Below are 20120 nucleotides of genomic sequence, written 5' to 3'. Positions count from 1 at the left end.
CGAAGTGCGCGAAGACTGGGGGTCAGGTCTTGTAATAGCGCTCGGCGCGTTTCTGCGCCCGCTCGGCCGCTTCCTTCGGCGTCCTCGCCCCGCTCGCCGCCTCGGCCACCATGTTGGGGATGATGAAGTCGGCCGCCGCGCCGGCCGAGGCGTAGCCGAGCTTGCCGTCGTAGCCGCCCGGGCGCAGGTTCTTCACCGAGTCGCGATACGGCATGTTCTTCGGGTCGGAGGTCCAGATCGCGCTGTTCTCGTAGAAGCGCAGCGGCTGGGCGACATAGCCGCCGCCGGCCTGCAGCCAGGGGTCGAACTGCTCCTTCTCCATCATGAAGCGCAGGAACTCCTTGGCCGCCATCGGGTACTTGGTGTACTTCATGACCATCTGGTTGAAGAACAGGTGCGACTCGGTCGGCACCCCCACCGGGCCGATGGGGAACACCGCGTGGTTGATGTCGGCGGCGAGTTCCTTGAGCTTCGGGTCGGCCGAGTTCTTCGACGTGAAGTAGATCGAGATGCCGTTGTTGGTGATGCTGATCTGGCCGTCGAGGAAGGCCTTGTTGTTGTTCGGGTCCAGCCACGACAGCGTGCCGGGGATGAAGTTGGCGTAGAGCTCCTTGGCGTACTCCAGCGCCTTGATCGTCTCCGGGCTGTCGATGACGACCTTGTTGGCCTTGTCCACCAGCTTGCCGCCGTGCGACCACACCAGCCAGTTGCACCACACGCTGTCGCCCGTCGCGTTGCCCAGCGCCATGCCGCCGGGCGTGCCCTTGGCCTTCAGGGCCTGGTAGAGCTTGAGGAAGCCGTCGGTGGTCTTGGGGAAGGTGTCGAAGCCGGCCGCCTTCACCATGCTCTCGCGGTAGACGATGAGCGAGCCCGAGGCGCCCAGCGGCAGGCCGATCCACTTCTTGCCGTCCGGCCGCATGAAGGCCTCGCCGGCCGGATACCAGCCGCCGTACTTCCTGCCCAGGTACTCGGCCAGGTCGGTGACGTCGAGCAGCTTGTCCGGATAGAGGTTGGCGTCGTCGTTGGTCGACAGGATGATGTCCGGGCCGGCGCCGGTGTTGGCCGCCACGGCCGCCTTGGGCCGCACGTCCTCCCAGCCCTCGTTGTCCACCCGCACCTCGACGCCGGTGGTCTCGGTGAATTTCTTGACGTTGGCCATGTAGGCGTCGATGTCGCCCTGCACGAAGCGGCTCCAGCGCAGCACGCGCAGCTTGGCGCCGGCCTCGGGCTTGAAGCTCATCGTCTGCGCCTGGGCCTGCGCCTGCGCCGCCGAGGCGAACAGCGCGCTGCCCGCGCCCAGCGATGCGGCGGCGGTCAGGCCGGCGGTGCCTTCCAGAAACCTGCGGCGATTGAACTCGGTCATTCGGTTGTCTCCTGGTCTTGTCGTGAACGGAACTGAAGCGGAACGAAACGGATGCGGACGACGCGGGGGCCGACCATCCGTCCGCGCGCGGTGGGGCGTGACGGCGCGCTCAGGCCGCCAGGCGGGCGCCGGTGTCGGCGTCGAAGAGGTGGGCGCGCTGCAGGTCGGGCTGCAGGTGGATGACGCTGCCGGGCGCGAAGTCGTGGCGCTCGCGGAAGACGGCCGACAGCTCGGTGCCGGCGTGGCGGCACGAGACGAAAGTGTCCATGCCCGTGGGCTCCATGACCACCACGCGCGAGGGAATGCCTTCGCGCTCGGAGAGCACCAGGTGCTCCGGCCGCGTGCCGTAGACCACCGGCTGGCCGTCGGCGCCGCCGGCGTGCAGCGGGGCGTCCAGCCGCGTGCCGTCGGCCAGCTCGACGTGGGCCGCGCCCGCCGTGCGGTGCAGCTTGCCGGGCAGGAAGTTCATCGACGGCGAGCCGATGAAGCCGGCGACGAACTGGTTGGCCGGGCGGTCGTAGAGTTCCAGCGGACTGCCGGTCTGCTCGATGCGGCCGTCGCGCATCACCACGATCTTGTCGCCCATGGTCATGGCCTCGATCTGGTCGTGCGTGACGTAGATGGAGGTGGTGCGCAGGCGCTGGTGCAGCTCCTTGATCTCGCTGCGCATGGCCACGCGCAGCTTGGCGTCGAGGTTGGACAGCGGCTCGTCGAACAGGAACACCTGTGGGTCGCGCACGATGGCGCGTCCCATCGCCACGCGCTGGCGCTGGCCGCCCGAGAGCTGGCGCGGGTAGCGCTCGAGCATCGGCACCAGCGCCAGGATCTCGGCGGCGCGCTGCACCTTGGCGTCCACCACCGACTTGTCGGCCTTGGCCAGCGTGAGCGAGAACGCCATGTTGTCGCGCACCGTCATGTGCGGATAGAGCGCGTAGTTCTGGAACACCATCGCGATGTCGCGCTCCTTCGGCGGCAGGTCGTTGACGCGCTTGTCGCCGATGCGGATCTCGCCGCCGTTGACCTGCTCGAGCCCCGCGATCATGCGCAGCAACGTCGACTTGCCGCAGCCCGACGGACCGACCAGCACGGTGAACGAACCGTCCTGGATGTCGATGTCGACGCCGTGGAGGATGGGCACCTCGCCGAAGTTCTTCTTGACGCCCTGGATCGTGACACTCGCCATGGAATGGAAATCCTGTGGAAGGTTTGCGGACCGGCGCAGTATCGGCACGCCCTCCGGGACCCGCCATCCGGACAAACCGTTAAGAGGAAACCCGCTTCCGCATCCGGCTGGAATTTGTATGATGAGCTGATCACCGTGCTGAATCCTGTCGTCATCGCCGGCTCCGCGCCGGCCGCTCCCCCACCGCTTCGCATCGAGTCCGACCGGCTGTCCGACCGCCTGGCGTCGCGCCTCGCCGCGCAGATCGAATCGGGCGCCCTGAAGCCCGGCGACCGCCTGCCCACCGAACAGCGCATGGCCGCCGCGCACGGCGTCTCGCGCACGGTGGTGCGCGAGGCGGTGCACCAGCTCAAGTCCAAGGGCCTGGTCAGCTCGCGTCAGGGCTCGGGCGTGTTCGTCGCGGCGCCGCCGGCGCACCGGCCGCTGGCCTTCGACCCGAACGTGCTGGCGTCGGTGCAGGCCGTGGTCCACGTGGTGGAGGTGCGCCGCGTGCTGGAGGGCGAGATCGCCGCGCTGGCTGCCGAGCGCGCCACGCGCGCCCAGATCGCCGCCATGCGCCGCGCCCTGAAGTCCATCGACGCCGCCGTGGCCGAGGGGCGCGACGGCGTGGCCGAGGACCTGGGCTTCCACCGCCTGATCGGCGAGGCCACCGGCAACCCGCAGTTCCGGCTGCTGCTGGGCTTCCTGGAGCAGTACCTGCGCGAGGGCATGCGCATCACGCGCGGCAACGAGGCCCGGCGCGCCGACTTCATGGCCGCCGTGCAGCAGGAGCACCATGCCATGGTCGAGGCCATCGCGGCGCGCGACCCGGCGGCGGCGCGCCACCACGCCACGCAGCACATCCTGCGCGGCGAGGGCCGCCTGGTCGAGGCCGGCGTGATCGCCGCGCGGCGGCGTCCCGCTTCGAAGACACCCAAGACATCCAAGGAGACCCCATGAAACTGCTCATCACCGGCGGCGGCGGCTTCGTCGGCGCCCGGCTCGCCCGCACCCTGCTCGCGCGCGGCACGCTCGCCGGCGCGACGATCGAGCGCCTCGTGCTGACCGACATCGCCCCGCCGCCGGCCGACCTGTCGGCCGACGCGCGCGTCGAGGCCCGCACCGGAGCGCTGCTCGATCAGGTCGACGCCCTGCGCACCGAAGCCTTCGACGGCGTGTTCCACTTGGCCTCGGCCGTCTCGGGCGAGTGCGAGGCCGACTTCGAGCTCGGCCTGCGCTCCAACCTCGACAGCACACGCGCCTTGCTCGACGCCCTGCGCGCGAACGTCGAGGCCGGCGGCCCGGTGGCGCGGCTGGTGTTCTCCAGCTCGGTGGCGGTCTTCGGCCCCGACGCGTCGATGCCGCTGCCGGCGCTCGTCGGCGACGACACCCTGCCCGCGCCGCAGACCTCCTACGGCACACAGAAGCTGATCTGCGAGCACCTGGTGGCCGACTACACCCGCAAGGGCTACATCGACGGCCGCGCCGCGCGTCTGATGACCGTCACCGTGCGCCCGGGCCGGCCCAACGGCGCCGCCTCGTCGTTCTTCAGCGGCATCATCCGCGAGCCGCTGGCGGGGGTGGAATCGGTCTGCCCGGTGTCGCCGGACGTGTCGCATCCGATGTCCTCGCCGGCGCACACGGTCGACGGGCTGATCGCCGTCTACGAGGCCTCGCGCGAGGCTTTCGGCGGCCGGCTGGCCATGAACCTGCCCGCGCTCAACGTGCGCGTGAGCGACATGCTCGACGCGCTGGAGGCCGTCGCCGGCCCCGAGGTGCGCGCGCGCGTGCGCTTCGAGCGCGACGAGCGCATCGCCGGCATCGTCGCCAACTGGCCCGGCGGCGCCACGGCCGAACGGGCACGCCGCCTGGGCCTCGCGCCCCATGAGAATTTCGCCGACATCATCCGGCAGTACATCGACGATTGCGCCGCACGGCCCGACGCCGGAACGACCTTGAAGGGAATGAAAAGATGACCAACGAAACCCACGCCGACGTCGGCCCCGAGGGCGAGAAGCCCGACCCGCGCAGCCAGCCCCAGCCGCCGCGCGCGAGCCCGCAGCGGCTGCGCTCGCAGTCGTGGTTCGACAACCCCGACAACGCCGACATGACCGCGCTCTACATCGAGCGCACCATGAACTTCGGCCTGAGCTTCGACGAGCTGCAGTCGGGCCGCCCGATCATCGGCATCGCGCAGACCGGCTCGGACATCGCGCCGTGCAACCGCCACCACATCGTGCTGGCCGAGCGCGTGCGCGAGGGCATCCGCGACGCCGGCGGCATCGCCTTCGAGTTCCCGATCCATCCGATCCAGGAGACCTGCAAGCGCCCGACCGCCTCGCTCGACCGCAACCTGCAGTACCTGTCGCTCGTCGAGGTGCTCTACGGCTACCCGATCGACGGCGTGGTGCTCACCACCGGCTGCGACAAGACCACGCCGGCGCAGCTCATGGCCGCCGCCACGGTCGACATCCCGGCCATCGCGCTCAATTCCGGACCGATGTTGAACGGCTGGTACAAGGGCGAGCGCACCGGCTCGGGCACCATCGTCTGGAAGGCGCGCGAGCTGATGGCCGCCGGCACCATCGGCTACCAGGAGTTCCTGAAGCTGGTGGCCTCCTCGGCGCCCTCGACCGGCCACTGCAACACCATGGGCACGGCCTCCACCATGAACGCGCTGGCCGAGGCCCTGGGCATGACGCTGCCGGGCAGCGCCGCCATTCCCGCGCCCTACCGCGACCGCCAGGAGATGGCCTACATGACCGGCCGGCGCATCGTCGAGATGGTGCGCGAGGACCTGCGGCCCTCGGCCATCCTGACGCGCGCCGCCTTCGAGAACGCCATCGCCGTGAACTCGGCCATCGGCGGCTCCACCAACGCGCCGATCCACCTGAACGCCATCGCCCGGCACATCGGCGTGAAATTGGACAACGACGACTGGGAAGCGCTGGGCTACGACGTGCCGCTGCTGGTCAACCTGCAGCCGGCGGGCAAGTACCTGGGCGAGGACTTCTACCGCGCCGGCGGCGTGCCGGCGGTGGTGGCCGAACTGATCGCCCACGGCCGCATCCAGCCGGCCCTCACGGCCAACGGCAAGACGCTGGTGGAGAACTGCGAGAACCGCTTCACCGACGAGCGCGACGTCATCTTCGCCTACGACGCGCCGATGAAGGGCGACGCCGGCTTCCTGCACTTCAAGGGCAACCTGTTCGACTCGGCCATCATGAAGACCAGCGTGATCACGCCGGAATTCCGCGAGCGCTACCTCGCCGACCCGGCCGACCCGATGGCCTTCGAGGGCACGGCCGCCGTGTTCGACGGCCCCGAGGACTATCACCATCGCATCGACGACCCGGCGCTCGGCCTCGACGAGCACAGCGTGCTGTTCATGCGCGGCGTCGGCCCGGTGGGCTACCCCGGCGCGGCCGAGGTGGTGAACATGCGCGCGCCCGACTACCTGATCAAGCGCGGCGTGCTGGCCCTGGCCTGCATCGGCGACGGCCGGCAGTCGGGCACCTCCGGCTCGCCCTCGATCCTCAACGCCTCGCCCGAGGCCGCCACCGGCGGCAACCTGGCCCTGCTGCGCACCGGCGATCGCGTGCGCATCGACCTCAACAAGCGCAGCGCCGACATGCTGGTCGACGACGCCGAACTGGTCCGCCGCCGCGCCGAGCTCGACGCCGCCGGCGGCTACCGGTACCCGCCGAGCCAGACGCCCTGGCAGGACATCCAGCGCGCCATCGTCGGCGAGCTGTCCGAGGGCATGGTGCTCAAGCCGGCGGTGAAGTACCAGCGCATCGACGCGACCTTCGGGGTGCCGCGGGACAACCATTGAAAGTGCCGGTTCAAGGCTCGCAGGTGTCGCCGGACGGCATTGTTGTTGAACTCCCGGAGCGCGCCGTGTTGTATTGCATGTAGCGTGCGGCACGCTCTTTGGTGTTCGCGGTCATCGATTCGATCTTTCCTGCGAGGCGGGAAAACACCACGTAGTCCGGAAAGTTCTCGCCACCGCAGTTCAACGATGCGGCCAAGCCTTCGCTTGTTGTCTGCAACGCTGCTCGATCCTTGAGATCGACAAGCAAGGTTCGCTGCGTCGCGCGTGCATCCTGCATGAGCGACCTTCTTTGTTTGTCGTTGACCGGCTGGGAGTTGACCCAGGACTCGATGTCGTCGCGCACACCGTTGGCATTGGCATCCGGTCCAGCGATGTCTTTTGAGCGGTCGAGCTTCGGCAGGGCGCCACTTCCTTCGAGGCTGGCAATCTGCTGCGCGAGCGTGGGAGGCTGTGTCGTGGCGGCGGGACCGGTAACCAGCGCCGCCGCGCCAGCGCCAGTTGCTAGTGCGGTGGCACTGGGTGTCTCGGCGGGAATTGCCACGCTGTCGTTGCTGCGCCCACCGCAGGCGGTCAATGAAAGTGCCAGCACAAGGGTCGTGGCCAGATAACGGACGTCGAATGGCGACATGTGTGAAATCGGTCGAGTTTTCATATTGGATTTACTCCCTGATGAATTTGCGAACTCAGAGGCCATCGATGACGCTCTCGATCAACCCCTTGACCTTGGCCCGCCCCTCGCGTCCGGCATCGAGGTACGTTTCGATGAAGGCATGGCCACTCGCATCCGCCAAGGCGAACGGAATGTTCCAGTTGGCGGGTCGCACACTGTTGATCCCTTGCGCCCGCAATCCGTTGATGACCAAGTCGAAACTGGACAAGCCGTACTCTCCGCGCAGCGAAGGCGACGCAGGTGCCACATGCACGGTGCCGGCGTGAGTGTCAGGGTGGCTGCCGCGCAAACCGTCGTAGGCGGCATTCGAGAACAGATTGCCTTGCGAGTGCGCCACCAGCACAAAGTCCGATCCTTCGTCGGCGATGGTCTGCAGCTTCACCAGTTGGGCATTCATGTCAGCGGCGGTCGGCGGATCAGCAAGCATGCGTGCCCAGCCGGCGACGATCTGTCCCAATGTGGCATTAAAGGTGGCATCCAACAATCGCGCAAGCGCAGTCCCGCCGTTGCCAAGACCGCCGAGCAGACTGCCCGTCAGCGACTTCGGATCGCCATGCCTACCTGAGATCAGGTCCCAATAATGCTCCCAACGATTGCCAAGCACACCGTCGAGTTCCTGGCTGCGCTGGATGAAGGTTTCAGCCAAGTCTTGAAGCATCGTGCTGGACGTGCCTTTGCCTGTCTGGTTGTAGAAGTTCTCGTATCGGATCGGTGAATTCCGATACGTTGGACCTATCAAGGATTTAAGCGCTTGCAGTCCGTCCTGGGCTTGCTTCTCCGTATTCCATACACCATTGAAGAACCCGATCACGACCGGCGCCATCTTCACTTTGGCCGTCACTGACGTCGGGGCGCAGTTCTCGCACGTCGCGGTGATCCTGTCCACCTGCAAGGCAGTGAACTTTGGAAACCGATAACCGGTGGTGAAGGCACCGGATGAATCGGTCTTTCCCGCACTGTTGGTCAGGGTTCCCGGGACACCGGATGTGGGCTGCACGGCCAAGGTGACGGGTTCATTGACCGCCGGCGAGCCATCCAGACGTTCCACCGACACCTTGACCGATACGGACTCGTCGGCCCACCGCATGGAATAGCGGTCACGCGATACGGCCAGACTCAATCGATGAGGTGAAACGCAATATCCGGAACCCCAGTCCGGCACGGCAAGCGCTGGGTCGATGCCCGGGTTGACTGCGCAATGGCAACTGAATCCTGTGGCATCCCCAACGATTTTTCCCACGATGTTTCCAGGCAATTGACCACCGGGAAGTGGAATCAGGAAGCAGGCTGGAACTATGCCGACGGTGTTGTTTTCTTCCATGTTTGCATGAAAGTCCGTCTCCGAGCATGCCCATGGCTGACGTGAATTTTCCGTGCACCATCCAAGCCCCGTGAATCCGCTGTTCGACACTCCAGTCGGTGCACAGTACCGCCTCGACGGCGAACTATAGACAGCACACGCACCTTGCGGGGTCGAGGAGAAACTTTGCGCACCCAATGGCCTGAGCGAACTCCAGAATATATTCAGTATCTGGTCTTCTCGGGTGACGAATCCAAAGGGCTCCCAAGTCCTCGCTTCTCCAGCTCGACTATCACCAAAGAAAATCAAAGCGCAAAAAAATACCCATCTCCAGTTTTGCATCGATTCAATCCTCCCGATTTTTTCAAATCGTAAAGAGAAGCGATCGGTTTTTTCAGCTTGCTTTCTTAACAAAGTTCATGCTGCGATGCCAAGATGCATCGCGAACAGGTTGTCGCAATCATCAAGCGCACCCGCGATGGCGCTGTGATGATTGCGTAGAAATTCGGACAGGTGGCACGACAGCGCACCTGCAGAATGCTGGCCGACACATGGAAAAGGGTGTCGCGACTCCGGACAAGCCCTGCCTCAGACCGGATACGTCCCCGCCAGCAGGATCGACTTGTCGACGTTGCGGATGTCGACGTGCCCGCAGAAGGCCATCGTCACGTCCAGCTCCTTGTGGATGAGCTGCAGCGCCTTGGTCACGCCGGCCTCGCCCATCGCGCCCAGGCCGTAGGCCATGGCGCGGCCGATCAGGGTACCGCGCGCGCCCAGGGCCCAGGCCTTGAGCACGTCCTGGCCGCTGCGGATGCCGCCGTCCATCCAGACCTCGGTCTTCGCGCCCACCGCGTCGACGATCGGCGGCAGCGCCTCGATGCTCGAGGGCGCGCCGTCGAGCTGGCGCCCGCCGTGGTTGCTCACCACGATGGCGTCGGCGCCGGCGTCCACGGCCAGCTGGGCGTCCTCCGGCACCATGATCCCCTTGAGGATCAGCCGGCCGCCCCACTGCTTCTTCACCCATTCGACGTCCGCCCAGGACAGGGTCGGGTCGAACTGCTCGTTGGTCCAGGCCGAGAGCGAATGCATGTCGCTCACGCCCTTGACGTGGCCGACCAGGTTGCGGAAGGTGCGGCGCTTCGTGCCCAGCATGCCCAGGCACCAGCCGGGCTTGGTCGCCAGGTTGATCATGTTGCGCAACGTGGGACGTGGCGGCGCGGTCAGGCCGTTCTTCAGGTCCTTGTGGCGCTGGCCGATCACCTGCAGGTCGAGCGTGAGCACCAGCGCGCTGCACTTCGCGACGCGGGCGCGCTCGATCATGCGGGCCATGGCCTCGCGGTCGCGCATCATGTAGAGCTGGAACCAGAACGGCGCCGTGGTGTGCTCGGCGATGTCCTCGATCGAGCAGATGCTCATCGTCGAGAGCGTGAACGGGATGCCGAACTTCTCCGCCGCGCGCGCCGCGTGGATCTCGCCGTCGGCGTGCTGCATGCCGGTGAGGCCCACCGGCGCGATGGCCACGGGCATCTTGGTGGCCTGGCCGACCATGGTGGTGGCCAGGGAGCGGCCTTCCATGTTCACGGCCACGCGCTGGCGCAGCTTGATCTTCTTGAAGTCGTCCGTGTTGGCGCGGTAGGTGCCCTCGGTCCACGAGCCGGAGTCGGCGTAGTCGTAGAACATGCGCGGCACGCGGCGCTCGGCGAGGACGCGCAGGTCCTCGATGGTGGTGATGACGGTCATGGGAAGGAAGGTGCTTTCGGTGGACGGTGCCCGGTCATTTCACGACCATCAGGGTGAACGGCCAGACGTAGGCCTGCATCGTCACGTAGAGGCCGACCAGGCAGGCCAGGGCGATCGAGTGGAAGAACACGTAGCGCAGGATGTCGCCCTCGTGGTTGAACCAGCGCGTGGCGGTGGAGGCCACGACGATGGACTGGGCGTCGATCATCTTGCCCATCACGCCGCCGGAACTGTTGGCCGCGCCCATCAGGTTGGGCGACAGGCCCAGCTGCTCGGCCGCGACCTTCTGCATGCCGCCGAAGAGCACGTTGGACGCCGTGTCCGAGCCCGTCAGCGCGACGCCGATCCAGCCCATGAGCGTGCCGAAGAACGGGTAGAGCACGCCGGTGTTGGCGAAGGCCAGGCCCAGTGTGGTGTCGGTGCCGGAGAAGCGCGTCAGGGTGCCCAGCGCCAGCATCAGCACGATGGTCAGGAGCGAGAACTTCACCAGCCACACCGTCCGGAAGAAGGTGCGCAGGATCTCGAAGGGCTTGTACTTCATGATCAGCGCGCTCACGAGCGCCGCCAGCAGGATGCCGGTGCCGGTGGCCGAGAGCAGGTTGAGCGTGTAGATGGCCGATTCCGGATGCGGCGTGGGCACCACCGGCGGCACCTTCATGACCAGATTGTGCAGGCCGGCCATCGGGAACTTCGGCGCGAAGATGCCGTTGAGCCAGGCCTTCACCGGCGGCAGGCCCCAGACGAACACGAACACCGACAGGATGGCCCAGGGCGTCCAGGCGGCGATCAGCGCCTCGCGCGAGTGGCGCACCACCGGCTGCGGCGGCTTGGCTTCCGAGGCGCTGATGTCGCGCCCGCGCAGGGCCGGCGAGGTCCAGACCTGCTTCGGCTGCCACACGCGCAGGAAGCCGACCAGGCACACCATCGAGACGAGGGCCGCGATGATGTCCACCAGCTCCGGTCCCATGAAGTTCGACACCAAGTACTGCGGGATCGCGAACGTTGCGCCGGCCACCAGGATGGCCGGCCAGATCTCCTTCATGCCCTTCCAGCCGGCGAAGGCCCAGATCAGCCAGAACGGCACCAGCAGCGAGAAGAACGGCAGCTGGCGGCCGATCATGGCCGTCACCTGCTGCAGGTCGTAGCCGTGCACCTGCGCCAGCGTGATCACCGGCGTGCCCAGCGCGCCGAAGGCCACCGGCGCCGTGTTGGCGATCAGCGACAGGCCCGAGGCCGCCAGCGGCGAGAAGCCCAGCCCGATCAGGATCGCCGCCGTGACCGCCACCGGCGTGCCGAAGCCCGCCGCGCCCTCGAAGAAGGCGCCGAAGCAGAAGGCGATGAGCAGCAGCTGGATGCGCCGGTCCTCGGTGATGCCCGAGAGCGAGTCCTGCAGCACCTTGAAGCTGCCGTTCTGCTCGGTCAGCTGGTGCAGGAAGATGATGTTCAGCACGATCCAGCCGATCGGCAGCAGTCCCGTGAAGCCGCCCAGCAGCGCCGCCCGGCCGGCCATGTCCACCGGCATGCCGTAGGCGAAGACGGCCACGATCAGCGCCGCCACCAGCCCCATCCCGGCGGCGATGTGGGCCTTGATGTGGAAGAACCCGAGGGCGCCGAGCATCACGATCACCGGAATCGCCGCCAGCGCGGTCGAGATGATCATGTTGCCGAACGGGTCGTATATCTGCTGCCAGGCCATGTGCGTCGTCTCCGAAGGTTGTTATTGAGGAAAAGCCCGATCACGGGCCGCGCGCCGCGAGCACGCCAGCGACTGTAGGAAAACCACGCACGCGTACCGTGAATTTCGGTGCCGCGCGGCGTGAAGGATTTTCACGGGCCCGAGGCGGTGCCGGGCCGGTGATATCCCTGTGTGAACGCGCCCCGCCGCAGCGGATCGCGCGGCGCCCCGGGAAGCAAACCGGGAGGAACCGGCGACGTGACGCGCCGATGTCCGGTCGCCACGACCCGCGCCCAAATCTGAAAAACGCCTTCCCTCAATCGCAAGGGAGCCTGACACGACGCCATGGCGCAACGTCGTTCAGAAATGTTCGGATTGCTGGGAACCGACCTCACCAAGAATTCTTTTGTGAGCAAAAGTGTCCTGTCGCGGTCGGCGCCAAGTCGACCGAATCGGCGCTTTCGGAAGACGCGATGCGGCGACGACCGCATGGCACCTCCCCCCGCTCGCGCACGCATCTTCACGCCCCTCATCGCCCATGGAAGCGGACCACGACAGCGCTTCGGTCGGCATGCGGGACGGATCAACTCACCCGTTGGACACCATGAATCGACACGCACGCCGAGCCGGCACGACATCGAAGGCACAGAACCACCGCAACCGCACGGCCGCGACGCCCGACTTCCGACTGCGCCCCACGATCGTCGGTCTGGCACTGATGGCCATGGCCGCGACGGTGCCCTCGGTCCACGCGGCAGAGCTCACCTGGCAGGGTCGCAGCAGCAAAGATTGGCTTTCGGGCGGCAATTGGAGCTCTGGCTCGGTACCGGGTTCTGGTGATGCCGTCTTCATTAACTCTTTAACTTTCCCAGTACCAACGGAACTCGCGGGCGCGGGCGTGGCGTCGTCCGTCACGATTGGCAGTTCGGGGAGTTCGGGACAAGGCATATTGACTGTTCAATCCTCGACCGGAAAGTTGACGATCGGCAACGACCTTCAGGTGGGATCGAGCGGCAGCGGATCTCTGTCGGTGATCGAAGCCGCGAAAGTCTCCGTCGGCAAGAACGCCTCTGTTGGCCTGAATGACGGCTCCAATAACACCCTCGCCGTCAAAGGGCTGGGGTCGTCTCTCGAGGTCCTCGCTGGAACGACCAGCATCGGCGATGCGGGCACGGGCACGGCGACCTTCGGCGACGGCGGCACGCTGACCACGGTCGACGTGCTGATCGGCAACCAGCCCACAGGCAAGGGCGACGTGACAGTGACCGATTCCGGATCGGCGATTGCCGCGTCGGACAATCTGGTGGTGGGCAAAGCGGGCACCGGCACGTTGTCCGTCCTCGCGGGCGGGATCGCCAATGCCAAGAATGTCTATGTCGGCCAAAGCAAAGACAGCTCAGGCATCTTGCGGGTGGATGGCGCAAGCGACGACCCACCTGCGAGGTCCACGCTGGCGGCCAAGCAGTCGATCTATGTCGGCGACATGGGCAGCGGCTCCATGACCGTCTCCGGCGGTGGCTTGGCGAGTGCCGAATTCAACGTCGTCGTGGGCAACGGCATCGCCGCCGACGGTACCAAGAGCGTCGGGAACCTGACCGTGACCGGCGTTGGCTCCAAACTCACGGCGGCGCGAGAAATCTACGTAGGAAACAACGGCATCGGATCGATGAATGTGACGGAGGGTGGCCACGCCTCGGCCGGCAGCAGGTTGTACGTCGGCACGAACGCGGGTTCCGACGGCACCCTCGCCATCACCGGTCCGTCGTCGAGCGTCGATGTCGGCCTCGCGACCGTCGTCGGGCCTTCGAGCACGGGCAAGGCGACCATAAGCGATGGCGGTGCCTTGAACACGCTCGACATGTGGATGGGCTCGACCCGCGACGGCAAAGGCAGTGTCACGGTCGATGGCGCTGGATCCACGCTGGCGGTATCGCGCAGCATGATCGTCGGCAGCACCGGCGTGGGTGAGTTGTCCGTCCTCAATGGTGCGCAAGCCAGCGCGCTCAATGCATCGGTCGGCCAGAGCACCGGAAGCACCGGCACCGTGCGGGTGGATGGCGCCTTCGACGGCTTGACGTCCACGCTGACGGCCAGCCGATCGATCTACGTCGGCGACATGGGCAACGGCGCCATGACCGTCTCCGGCGGTGGCCGGGTGAGTGCCAAGAAGGACATCGTCCTTGCCAACAACCCTGAAAACCCCCAAGGCACCGGTGGATTGACCGTGACCGGCACCGGCTCCAAGGTCAGTGCGGACGAACAAATCCAGGTGGGCAACTACGGCGCGGGCAAGGTGACCGTGAGCGATGGCGGCGCGCTGACCAGCGGCGAACTGTGGATCGGCAGGAACGAAGGCAGCACAGGCGACGTCGCGGTGACTGGCACAGGCTCCCAGTTGACGTCCAACGCAGTGTTGATCGGCACTTTGGGGGAAGGCACGATGGCCGTCGCTGACGGCGGCAAGGTGCTTGCGAAGACCATCTACATCGGCACCGACAAGAACGGCAAAGGACGATTGGATGTGACCGACGCCGATTCCAAGGTCGAGATCGGGGTCCTCGTCGTGGGGTCAGGCGGCACTGGCTCGATGCAGGTGGCCAAAGGTGCGCAGGTCTCTGTCAGCGACGCTGCATTCGTCGGCGCGGGTAACGGCTCCGATGGCACCCTGACCATCACCGGTGCATCGCCGGTGCCGGGTGCCACCGCCTCGACCATGAATGTCCAGGGCACGACCTATGTCGGGCTCTACGGCAAGGGCCGGGCGATCGTGAGCGAGGGCGGCGCCCTGACCACGGGCAGCCTGTCGGTGGGGACCAATGCCTATGTCAACAACGCCACCAACGATTCCATCATCGGCAACGGCAGCGTCGCGGTCGACGGTGCCGGCTCGAAGCTCTCGGTCTCCTCGCAACTGACCGTTGGTGACGAGGGCGTCGGCGCGTTGTCGGTCTCCAATGGCGCCAAGGCCGATGCGTCATCTATGGCCGTCGGCAAGGCGGCCGGCAGCACCGGGGCCGTGAAGGTGGCTGGCGCGGGGTCGCAGCTGACGCTCATCAACCTGATGGTCGGCGATGCGGGCACCGGCACCGTCGAGGTCTCCGGGGGCGGCGCCATGAGCGTGAAGCCGACCGAGCTCACGCCGGTCATCGGCGCCCAGGCCAGCAGCCAGGGCAGCGTGAGCGTGACCGGTGCCGGCTCCAAGCTCGACATCGTGAGCAACGTCACCGTGGGGCAATCCGGCACGGGCACCTTGACGGTATCCGACGGCGGGCAGGCCTCCGTCAACACGTACGTGGAGATGGGCCAGGAGGCGGGCTCCATCGGCACGCTGACGGTCGGCGGCGCGGGGTCGAAGCTGAGCGTGGGCGGCACGATCGGCATTGGCGAAGCCGGCACGGCCACCGTGGTCGTGCAGGGCGGCGGCACCCTGGAGAGCGAAACGCTGGTCGCGGGCTACCTCGCCACCGGGGTGGGCACCCTCACCGTCACCGGCGCATCGCCGGCAGCGGGCGTGACCGCGTCGGCCGTGAAGGTCCGGAGCGACACCTATGTCGGCTTCTACGGCAAGGGCCAGGCGATCGTGAGCGATGGCGGCGCCCTGACCACGGGCAGCCTGTCGGTCGGCACCTATTCCTACTTCGACAACGCCACCAACAAGACAGTCAGTGGCGACGGCAGCGTCACGGTCGATGGTGCCGGATCGAAGCTCTCGGTGTCCGGGCAGCTGACCGTCGGTGAACTGGGCGTCGGCACGTTGTCCGTTTCCAACGGCGCCAAGGCCGACGCGCAATCCACGTCCATCGGCCAGGGAACCGGCAGCACCGGGACCGTGAAGGTGGCCGGCGCGGGATCGCAGCTGACGCTCGACGACCTGACGGTCGCCGATGCGGGCACCGGCACCGTCGAGGTGGCCGGAGGCGGCGCCTTGAACGTGAAGTCGACCGCGGTCTCGACGGTCATCGGCGCCCAGACCGGCGCCCAGGGCAGCGTGCGCGTGACCGGGGCGGGCTCCACGCTCGGTGTCGCGAGCGCCGTCACCGTGGGCGAGTCCGGTGTGGGCACGTTGAGCGTGGCCGACGGCGCCCGAGGCACCATCGGCGGCAACGCCACCCTCGGCACGAACGCCAAGGGTGACGGTACCGTCAAGGTGACGGGGGCCTTGTCGAACCTCGCGGTCGCGGGCACGACCTCCGTGGGTCAGGCGGGTCTGGGCGTCGCGCTGGTCGACCAGGGCGGCCAGCTCGGCTCGGCAGCCCTGCAGATCGGCTCGGCCGCCGCCGGCCTAGGCTACGTGGGCGTCGACGGTGCGGGCTCGACGCTGGCGGTGAGCCAGGCGCTGGACGTGGGGACGTCCGGGCGCGGCGTCCTGAGCGTCTCCAACGGCGCGCAGGCCACCAGCGCGACCACCACGCTCGGCAGCAACGCGGGCAGCGTGGGCGTCGTGGTGCTCGCCGGTGCGGGCTCGGCCCTGACCACCGGCGACGTGTTCCTCGGCAGGAACGACCAGTCCGACCCCGCGAGCACGACCGGTGGCCTGTCGAGCTTCACTGTCACCGACGCGGCCACGCTGCACGCGGGCACCGTCTCCGTGGCCACCAGCACGGGCTCGGCCGCACTGCTCAACATCGGCGCCGGCGCCAGCAGCGCCGCCGCCACCCCCGGCACGATCGACGCGAAGAACATCGTGTTCGGCCAGGGCGACGGTGCCCTCGTCCTCAACCACACTGCCCAGGACCTCGCCTTCGCCCCCACCATCGACGGCACGGGCCGCGTCCAGGCCCTCTCCGGTACCACCTCCCTGGCCTCTGGCAGCACCTACGCCGGCGGCACCTCGATCACCGGCGCCACCACCACCCTCAAGGGCTCGGCCACCAGCTTCGGCACCGGCGCCATCCGCAACGACGCCGCCCTGGTGATCGACCAAGCGTCGGACGCCGCCTTCGCCAACGTCATGGCCGGCACCGGCTCCCTCACCAAGACCGGCGCGGGCCTGCTCAACGTCACGGGCGACTCCTCGGGCTTCACCGGTGCCACCACCGTCGCCGCCGGGCGCCTGGCCGTCAACGGCTCGCTCTCCGGCTCCGCCGTGACGGTGCAGTCCGGCGCCACGCTCTCGGGCGCGGGCACGGTGGGCAGCGCGCGCGCCCAGAGCGGCGCCACCGTGGCCCCGGGCAACAGCCCGGGCACCCTGAGCGTGGCCGGCGACTACCACCAAGCTGCCGGCGCCACCTACGCCGCCGAGGTGGTCCCCGGCAGCACCGTCTCCGACCAGATCGCCGTCAGTGGCGTGACGACCCTCGACAGTGGCGCCATCCTCAACGTGTCGAAGTACGGCACGGGCAGTTATCGATCCGGCGCGCGCTACACCGTCCTCACCTCGCTGGGCGGCGTCAAGGGCACCTACACCCTGACCGGCGACACGGCCGCCTCGGCCTTCTTCAGCCTGGGCGCGACGTACGACGCCAACCACGTCTACCTCGACTACACGCAGTCGCACACCTTCGCGGACTTCGCCAAGACCCCGAACGAGACCGCGGCCGCCAGCGGCCTGCAGAAGCTGGCCGACAGCGACGCCTTGCGCACCAAGGTCCTCGCGCTGCGCACGGGCGCGCAAGCCCAGCGCGCCTACGACCAGCTCTCGGGCGAACTTCACGCCTCGACCCGGACGGTGCTCCTGCAGGACAGCCGCTTCATGCGCGATGCCACCACGCGGCAGGTGTACGCCAGCGGCAACGGCAACGGCAATGGCGCCAGCACCGGCACCGGCGTCGACAGCCGCAAGGACAGCGGCGAGTCGGTCTGGGCGCACGCCTACGGCGCCTCGGGTCGCTACGACGGCGACGGCAACGCCGCGGGCCTCCAGCGCGACATCGGCGGGCTGTTCGCGGGCACCGACGCGGCCGTCTCCGCCGACACCCGCCTGGGCATCGTCGGGGGCTACGGGCGCTCCCGCATCACGCTCCAGGAGAGCCGTGGCTCGGCCACCGTCGACACCTACGGCCTGGGCCTGTACGGCGCCACCCAGTGGGACCGCGCGCGTGCGAGCTACGGCGTCAACGAGGCCTGGCACAAGCTCTCGACGAGTCGCTCGGTGGGCCTGGAGGGCTTCGCCGACCAGCTCTCGGCGGACTACCGCGCCCGCTCGACCCAGCTCTACGGCGACGTGGGCTACCGCATGGGCGCGGAGCTGGGGCTGGCGCCGGCGGCGCTGGAGCCCTTCGCGAGCCTGGCCTGGGTCGACCTGCGGACGTCCGGCGCGCAGGAGCGCGGTGGCGCGGCCGCGCTGGGCGTGGCGAAGGGCTCGACCCGGGTGGGCTTCGCCACCCTCGGCCTGCGCTCGGCCGCCACGCTGGACATCGGCGGCGTGCCGGTGGTGGCCAGCGCACTGCTGGGCTGGCGCGGCGTGCTCGGGGGCACCACGCCCTCGAGCGCGAACGGCTTCGCCGGCGGCACCGGCGCGGCCGGCTTCGTCGTCCAGGGCGTGCCGCTCGCGCGCAACGTCGCGGCCCTCGAGGCCAACGTGAGCGCAGCCCTCACCCCCACGCTCACCCTGGGCCTGGCCTACGCCGGGCAGATCGGCCCGGGCTTCTCCGACCACGGCATCAGGGCCAGCCTCTCGCTGAAGTTCTGACCCTCGCTCGGATCCGATGCGCTGTGGTCTGCCGCATCGCATCGCATCGATCCGAGCGCATGCACCGCGCGACCACGGGTGACATCTCTGTGTGAGCGCGCCGTTCCGCAGCGGCTCGCATGGCATCCAAGCGGCGCACCGGCAAGCAACCCGGAAGGTTGCTCGCGCCACGACAGGTCGACATCGATCGCCACGACCCGCGCACACCTCTGAAAAACGCATTCCTCGATCGCAAGGGAGCCTGACACGACGCCATGGCGCAACGCCGTTCAGAAATGTTCGGATTGCTGGGACACGAACTCACCAAGAATTCTTTTGTGAGCAAAAGTGTCCTGTCGCGGTCGGCGCCAAGTCGACCGAATCGGCGCTTTCGGAAGACGCGATGCGGCGACGACCGCATGGCACCTCCCCCCGCTCGCGCACGCATCTTCGCGCCCCTCATCGCCCATGGAAGCGGACCACGACAGCGCTTCGGTCGGCATGCGGGACGGATCAACTCACCCGTTGGACACCATGAATCGACACGCACGCCGAGCCGGCACGACATCGAAGGCACAGAACCCCCGCAACCGCACGGCCGCGACGCCCGACTTCCGACTGCGCCCCACGATCGTCGGTCTGGCACTGACGGCCATCGTCGTCATGGCACCCACGGCCAATGCGGCCACGGTCACCTGGAATGGTAGCTCTAGCAACGATTGGCTCACAGGCGGCAATTGGTCATCTCGCAATGGCAGCGTAGCACCGGGTTCCAGCGATTTCGTCTACATCAACGCCTCCTCACCGCAATCGACGCTGTTGACGGGAACGGGCACGGCGTTGGTCGTCGCGCTCGGCAATCCGGTGGGCTCGCAGGGCGTGCTGACCGTTCAATCCGCGTCCGGCAAGTTGTCGCTCGGCAGTCAACTCCAGGTGGGCCTTTCGGGAAAAGGCAATGTGTCGATCCTTCAAGGGGCTTCGATCACAGCCAACGGAGCGGTCGCCGTCGGGATCAACAAGGGGTCGCAAGGCATTCTGAGCTTGGATGGAACGGGGTCCGCATTGAAAACGAAGTCGCAATTGCAGGTCGGCACTTCGGGGTCTGGAACAGTGACGGTTTCCAATGGCGCTCAGGCCACGATCGAAACCGACACGATCATCGGCGTTTTCGCGAACTCTGCGGGAGCGATGAAGATCAGTGGCACGGGCTCTAGCGTAAGCGCGGGCGCGTTGTTGCAAGTCGGGAAATCTGGTACCGGTTCGATCGACGTGTCCAATGGAGGAACATTCAGCGTCAGCGGCCCGACCCTACTCGGCGGAGATGCGATCGGTAAGGGGACGGTGACGCTCTCCGACAACGGCACCCGGATGACCACGGGCGAATTGCTTGTCGGTAGTACGGGCATCGGGGAGTTGACGGTGGCCAGGGGTGCGAAGTTCACGACGACCGGCAAGGTACACGTCGGCGAAGCTGCCACCAGCAACGGCACGGTCACTGTCACTGGAGCCAGCTCGACCATGTCCGTGGCCGGGGACATCGTCGTCGGTGAAACGGGCAGTGGCACGTTGTCCATTCAGGATGGCGCGAGCGTCGCGACCGGAATTGCTGCCACATCGTACGGGGACCTCTACATTGGCGAGGACCAAAGTGGCTCAGGTGCCGTGACGGTCACCGGAGCCGGCTCGACCATGTCCCTGGCCGGGGACATCAAAGTCGGTGACACGGGCACCGGCAAGTTGTCCATCCAGAATGGCGCGCGTGTCG

General features: G+C 67.4%; 10 protein-coding genes and 1 pseudogene. 5 read left to right on the top strand and 6 right to left on the bottom strand.

Annotated features, from left to right (window positions below; all coding sequences use genetic code 11):
- Positions 1-22: 22 nt before the first annotated feature.
- Entirely contained in the window at positions 23-1363 is a 1341-nt protein-coding gene (locus ABID77_RS14545; RefSeq protein ID WP_429597088.1) for an ABC transporter substrate-binding protein, read from the bottom strand.
- Positions 1364-1472: 109 nt separating this feature from the next.
- Positions 1473-2546, bottom strand: a complete 1074-nt coding sequence (locus ABID77_RS14540; protein WP_429597085.1) for an ABC transporter ATP-binding protein — start codon at positions 2544-2546, stop codon at positions 1473-1475.
- A 135-nt stretch (positions 2547-2681) separates the two neighbouring features.
- Here ABID77_RS14540 and ABID77_RS14535 point away from each other — a divergent pair, with 135 nt between their 5' ends.
- The 3 genes from ABID77_RS14535 to ABID77_RS14525 are packed head-to-tail and all read left to right on the top strand — an operon-like array spanning position 2682 to position 6360.
- Positions 2682-3485, top strand: a complete 804-nt coding sequence (locus tag ABID77_RS14535) for a FadR/GntR family transcriptional regulator (RefSeq protein ID WP_429597082.1) — start codon at positions 2682-2684, stop codon at positions 3483-3485.
- The gene (gene denD, locus ABID77_RS14530; protein ID WP_429597079.1) at positions 3482-4501 is read left to right on the top strand and encodes a D-erythronate dehydrogenase; all 1020 of its coding nucleotides are present in this window, start codon (positions 3482-3484) and stop codon (positions 4499-4501) included. The genes ABID77_RS14535 and denD overlap by 4 nt, the downstream gene beginning before the upstream one ends.
- Positions 4498-6360, top strand: a complete 1863-nt coding sequence (locus ABID77_RS14525; protein WP_429597076.1) for an IlvD/Edd family dehydratase — start codon at positions 4498-4500, stop codon at positions 6358-6360. Before denD ends, ABID77_RS14525 begins: the two co-directional genes overlap by 4 nt.
- Before the next feature lie 10 nt (positions 6361-6370).
- Here ABID77_RS14525 and ABID77_RS14520 read toward each other — a convergent pair whose 3' ends face one another.
- The 4 genes from ABID77_RS14520 to ABID77_RS14505 all read right to left on the bottom strand — a co-directional run bounded on the left by ABID77_RS14520 (position 6371) and on the right by ABID77_RS14505 (position 11766).
- Positions 6371-6988 (bottom strand): hypothetical protein, encoded by a 618-nt coding sequence (locus tag ABID77_RS14520; protein ID WP_429597073.1) that lies wholly within the window; start codon positions 6986-6988, stop codon positions 6371-6373.
- Positions 6989-7043: 55 nt separating this feature from the next.
- Complete coding sequence (locus tag ABID77_RS14515) at positions 7044-8351, bottom strand: hypothetical protein (protein ID WP_429597070.1); 1308 nt, start codon at positions 8349-8351, stop codon at positions 7044-7046.
- 567 nt (positions 8352-8918) lie between these two features.
- A complete protein-coding gene (locus tag ABID77_RS14510; RefSeq protein WP_429597067.1) occupies positions 8919-10070 on the bottom strand; it encodes an alpha-hydroxy acid oxidase in 1152 nt (383 codons plus the stop codon).
- A 34-nt stretch (positions 10071-10104) separates the two neighbouring features.
- Positions 10105-11766, bottom strand: coding sequence for an L-lactate permease (locus tag ABID77_RS14505; protein ID WP_429597064.1), 1662 nt, complete (start codon positions 11764-11766; stop codon positions 10105-10107).
- 955 nt (positions 11767-12721) lie between these two features.
- On the opposite strand from ABID77_RS14505, the gene ABID77_RS14500 reads away from it, so the two are divergent.
- On the top strand, positions 12722-18376 hold the full coding sequence (locus ABID77_RS14500) for an autotransporter domain-containing protein (protein ID WP_429597061.1): 5655 nt from the start codon (positions 12722-12724) through the stop codon (positions 18374-18376).
- Between the two features lie 447 nt (positions 18377-18823).
- A pseudogene (locus tag ABID77_RS14495) lies at positions 18824-20110 on the top strand (hypothetical protein); the annotation flags it as partial.
- Positions 20111-20120: the final 10 nt, after the last annotated feature.

Origin of the sequence: Variovorax sp. PvP013, from assembly GCF_050435945.1 — a bacterium.
GTDB lineage: Bacteria > Pseudomonadota > Gammaproteobacteria > Burkholderiales > Burkholderiaceae_C > Variovorax.
This window is presented reverse-complemented; position numbering and strand designations above follow the sequence as displayed.

Bases quoted from the DNA above. Each gene is read 5' to 3' on its own strand.
- ABID77_RS14525 (WP_429597076.1), top strand. From the start codon at position 4,498: ATGACCAACGAAACCCACGCCGACGTCGGCCCCGAGGGCGAGAAGCCC.
- ABID77_RS14520 (WP_429597073.1), bottom strand. From the start codon at position 6,988: ATGTCGCCATTCGACGTCCGTTATCTGGCCACGACCCTTGTGCTGGCA.
- ABID77_RS14545 (WP_429597088.1), bottom strand. From the start codon at position 1,363: ATGACCGAGTTCAATCGCCGCAGGTTTCTGGAAGGCACCGCCGGCCTG.
- denD (WP_429597079.1), top strand. From the start codon at position 3,482: ATGAAACTGCTCATCACCGGCGGCGGCGGCTTCGTCGGCGCCCGGCTC.
- ABID77_RS14540 (WP_429597085.1), bottom strand. From the start codon at position 2,546: ATGGCGAGTGTCACGATCCAGGGCGTCAAGAAGAACTTCGGCGAGGTG.
- ABID77_RS14510 (WP_429597067.1), bottom strand. From the start codon at position 10,070: ATGACCGTCATCACCACCATCGAGGACCTGCGCGTCCTCGCCGAGCGC.
- ABID77_RS14505 (WP_429597064.1), bottom strand. From the start codon at position 11,766: ATGGCCTGGCAGCAGATATACGACCCGTTCGGCAACATGATCATCTCG.
- ABID77_RS14515 (WP_429597070.1), bottom strand. From the start codon at position 8,351: ATGGAAGAAAACAACACCGTCGGCATAGTTCCAGCCTGCTTCCTGATT.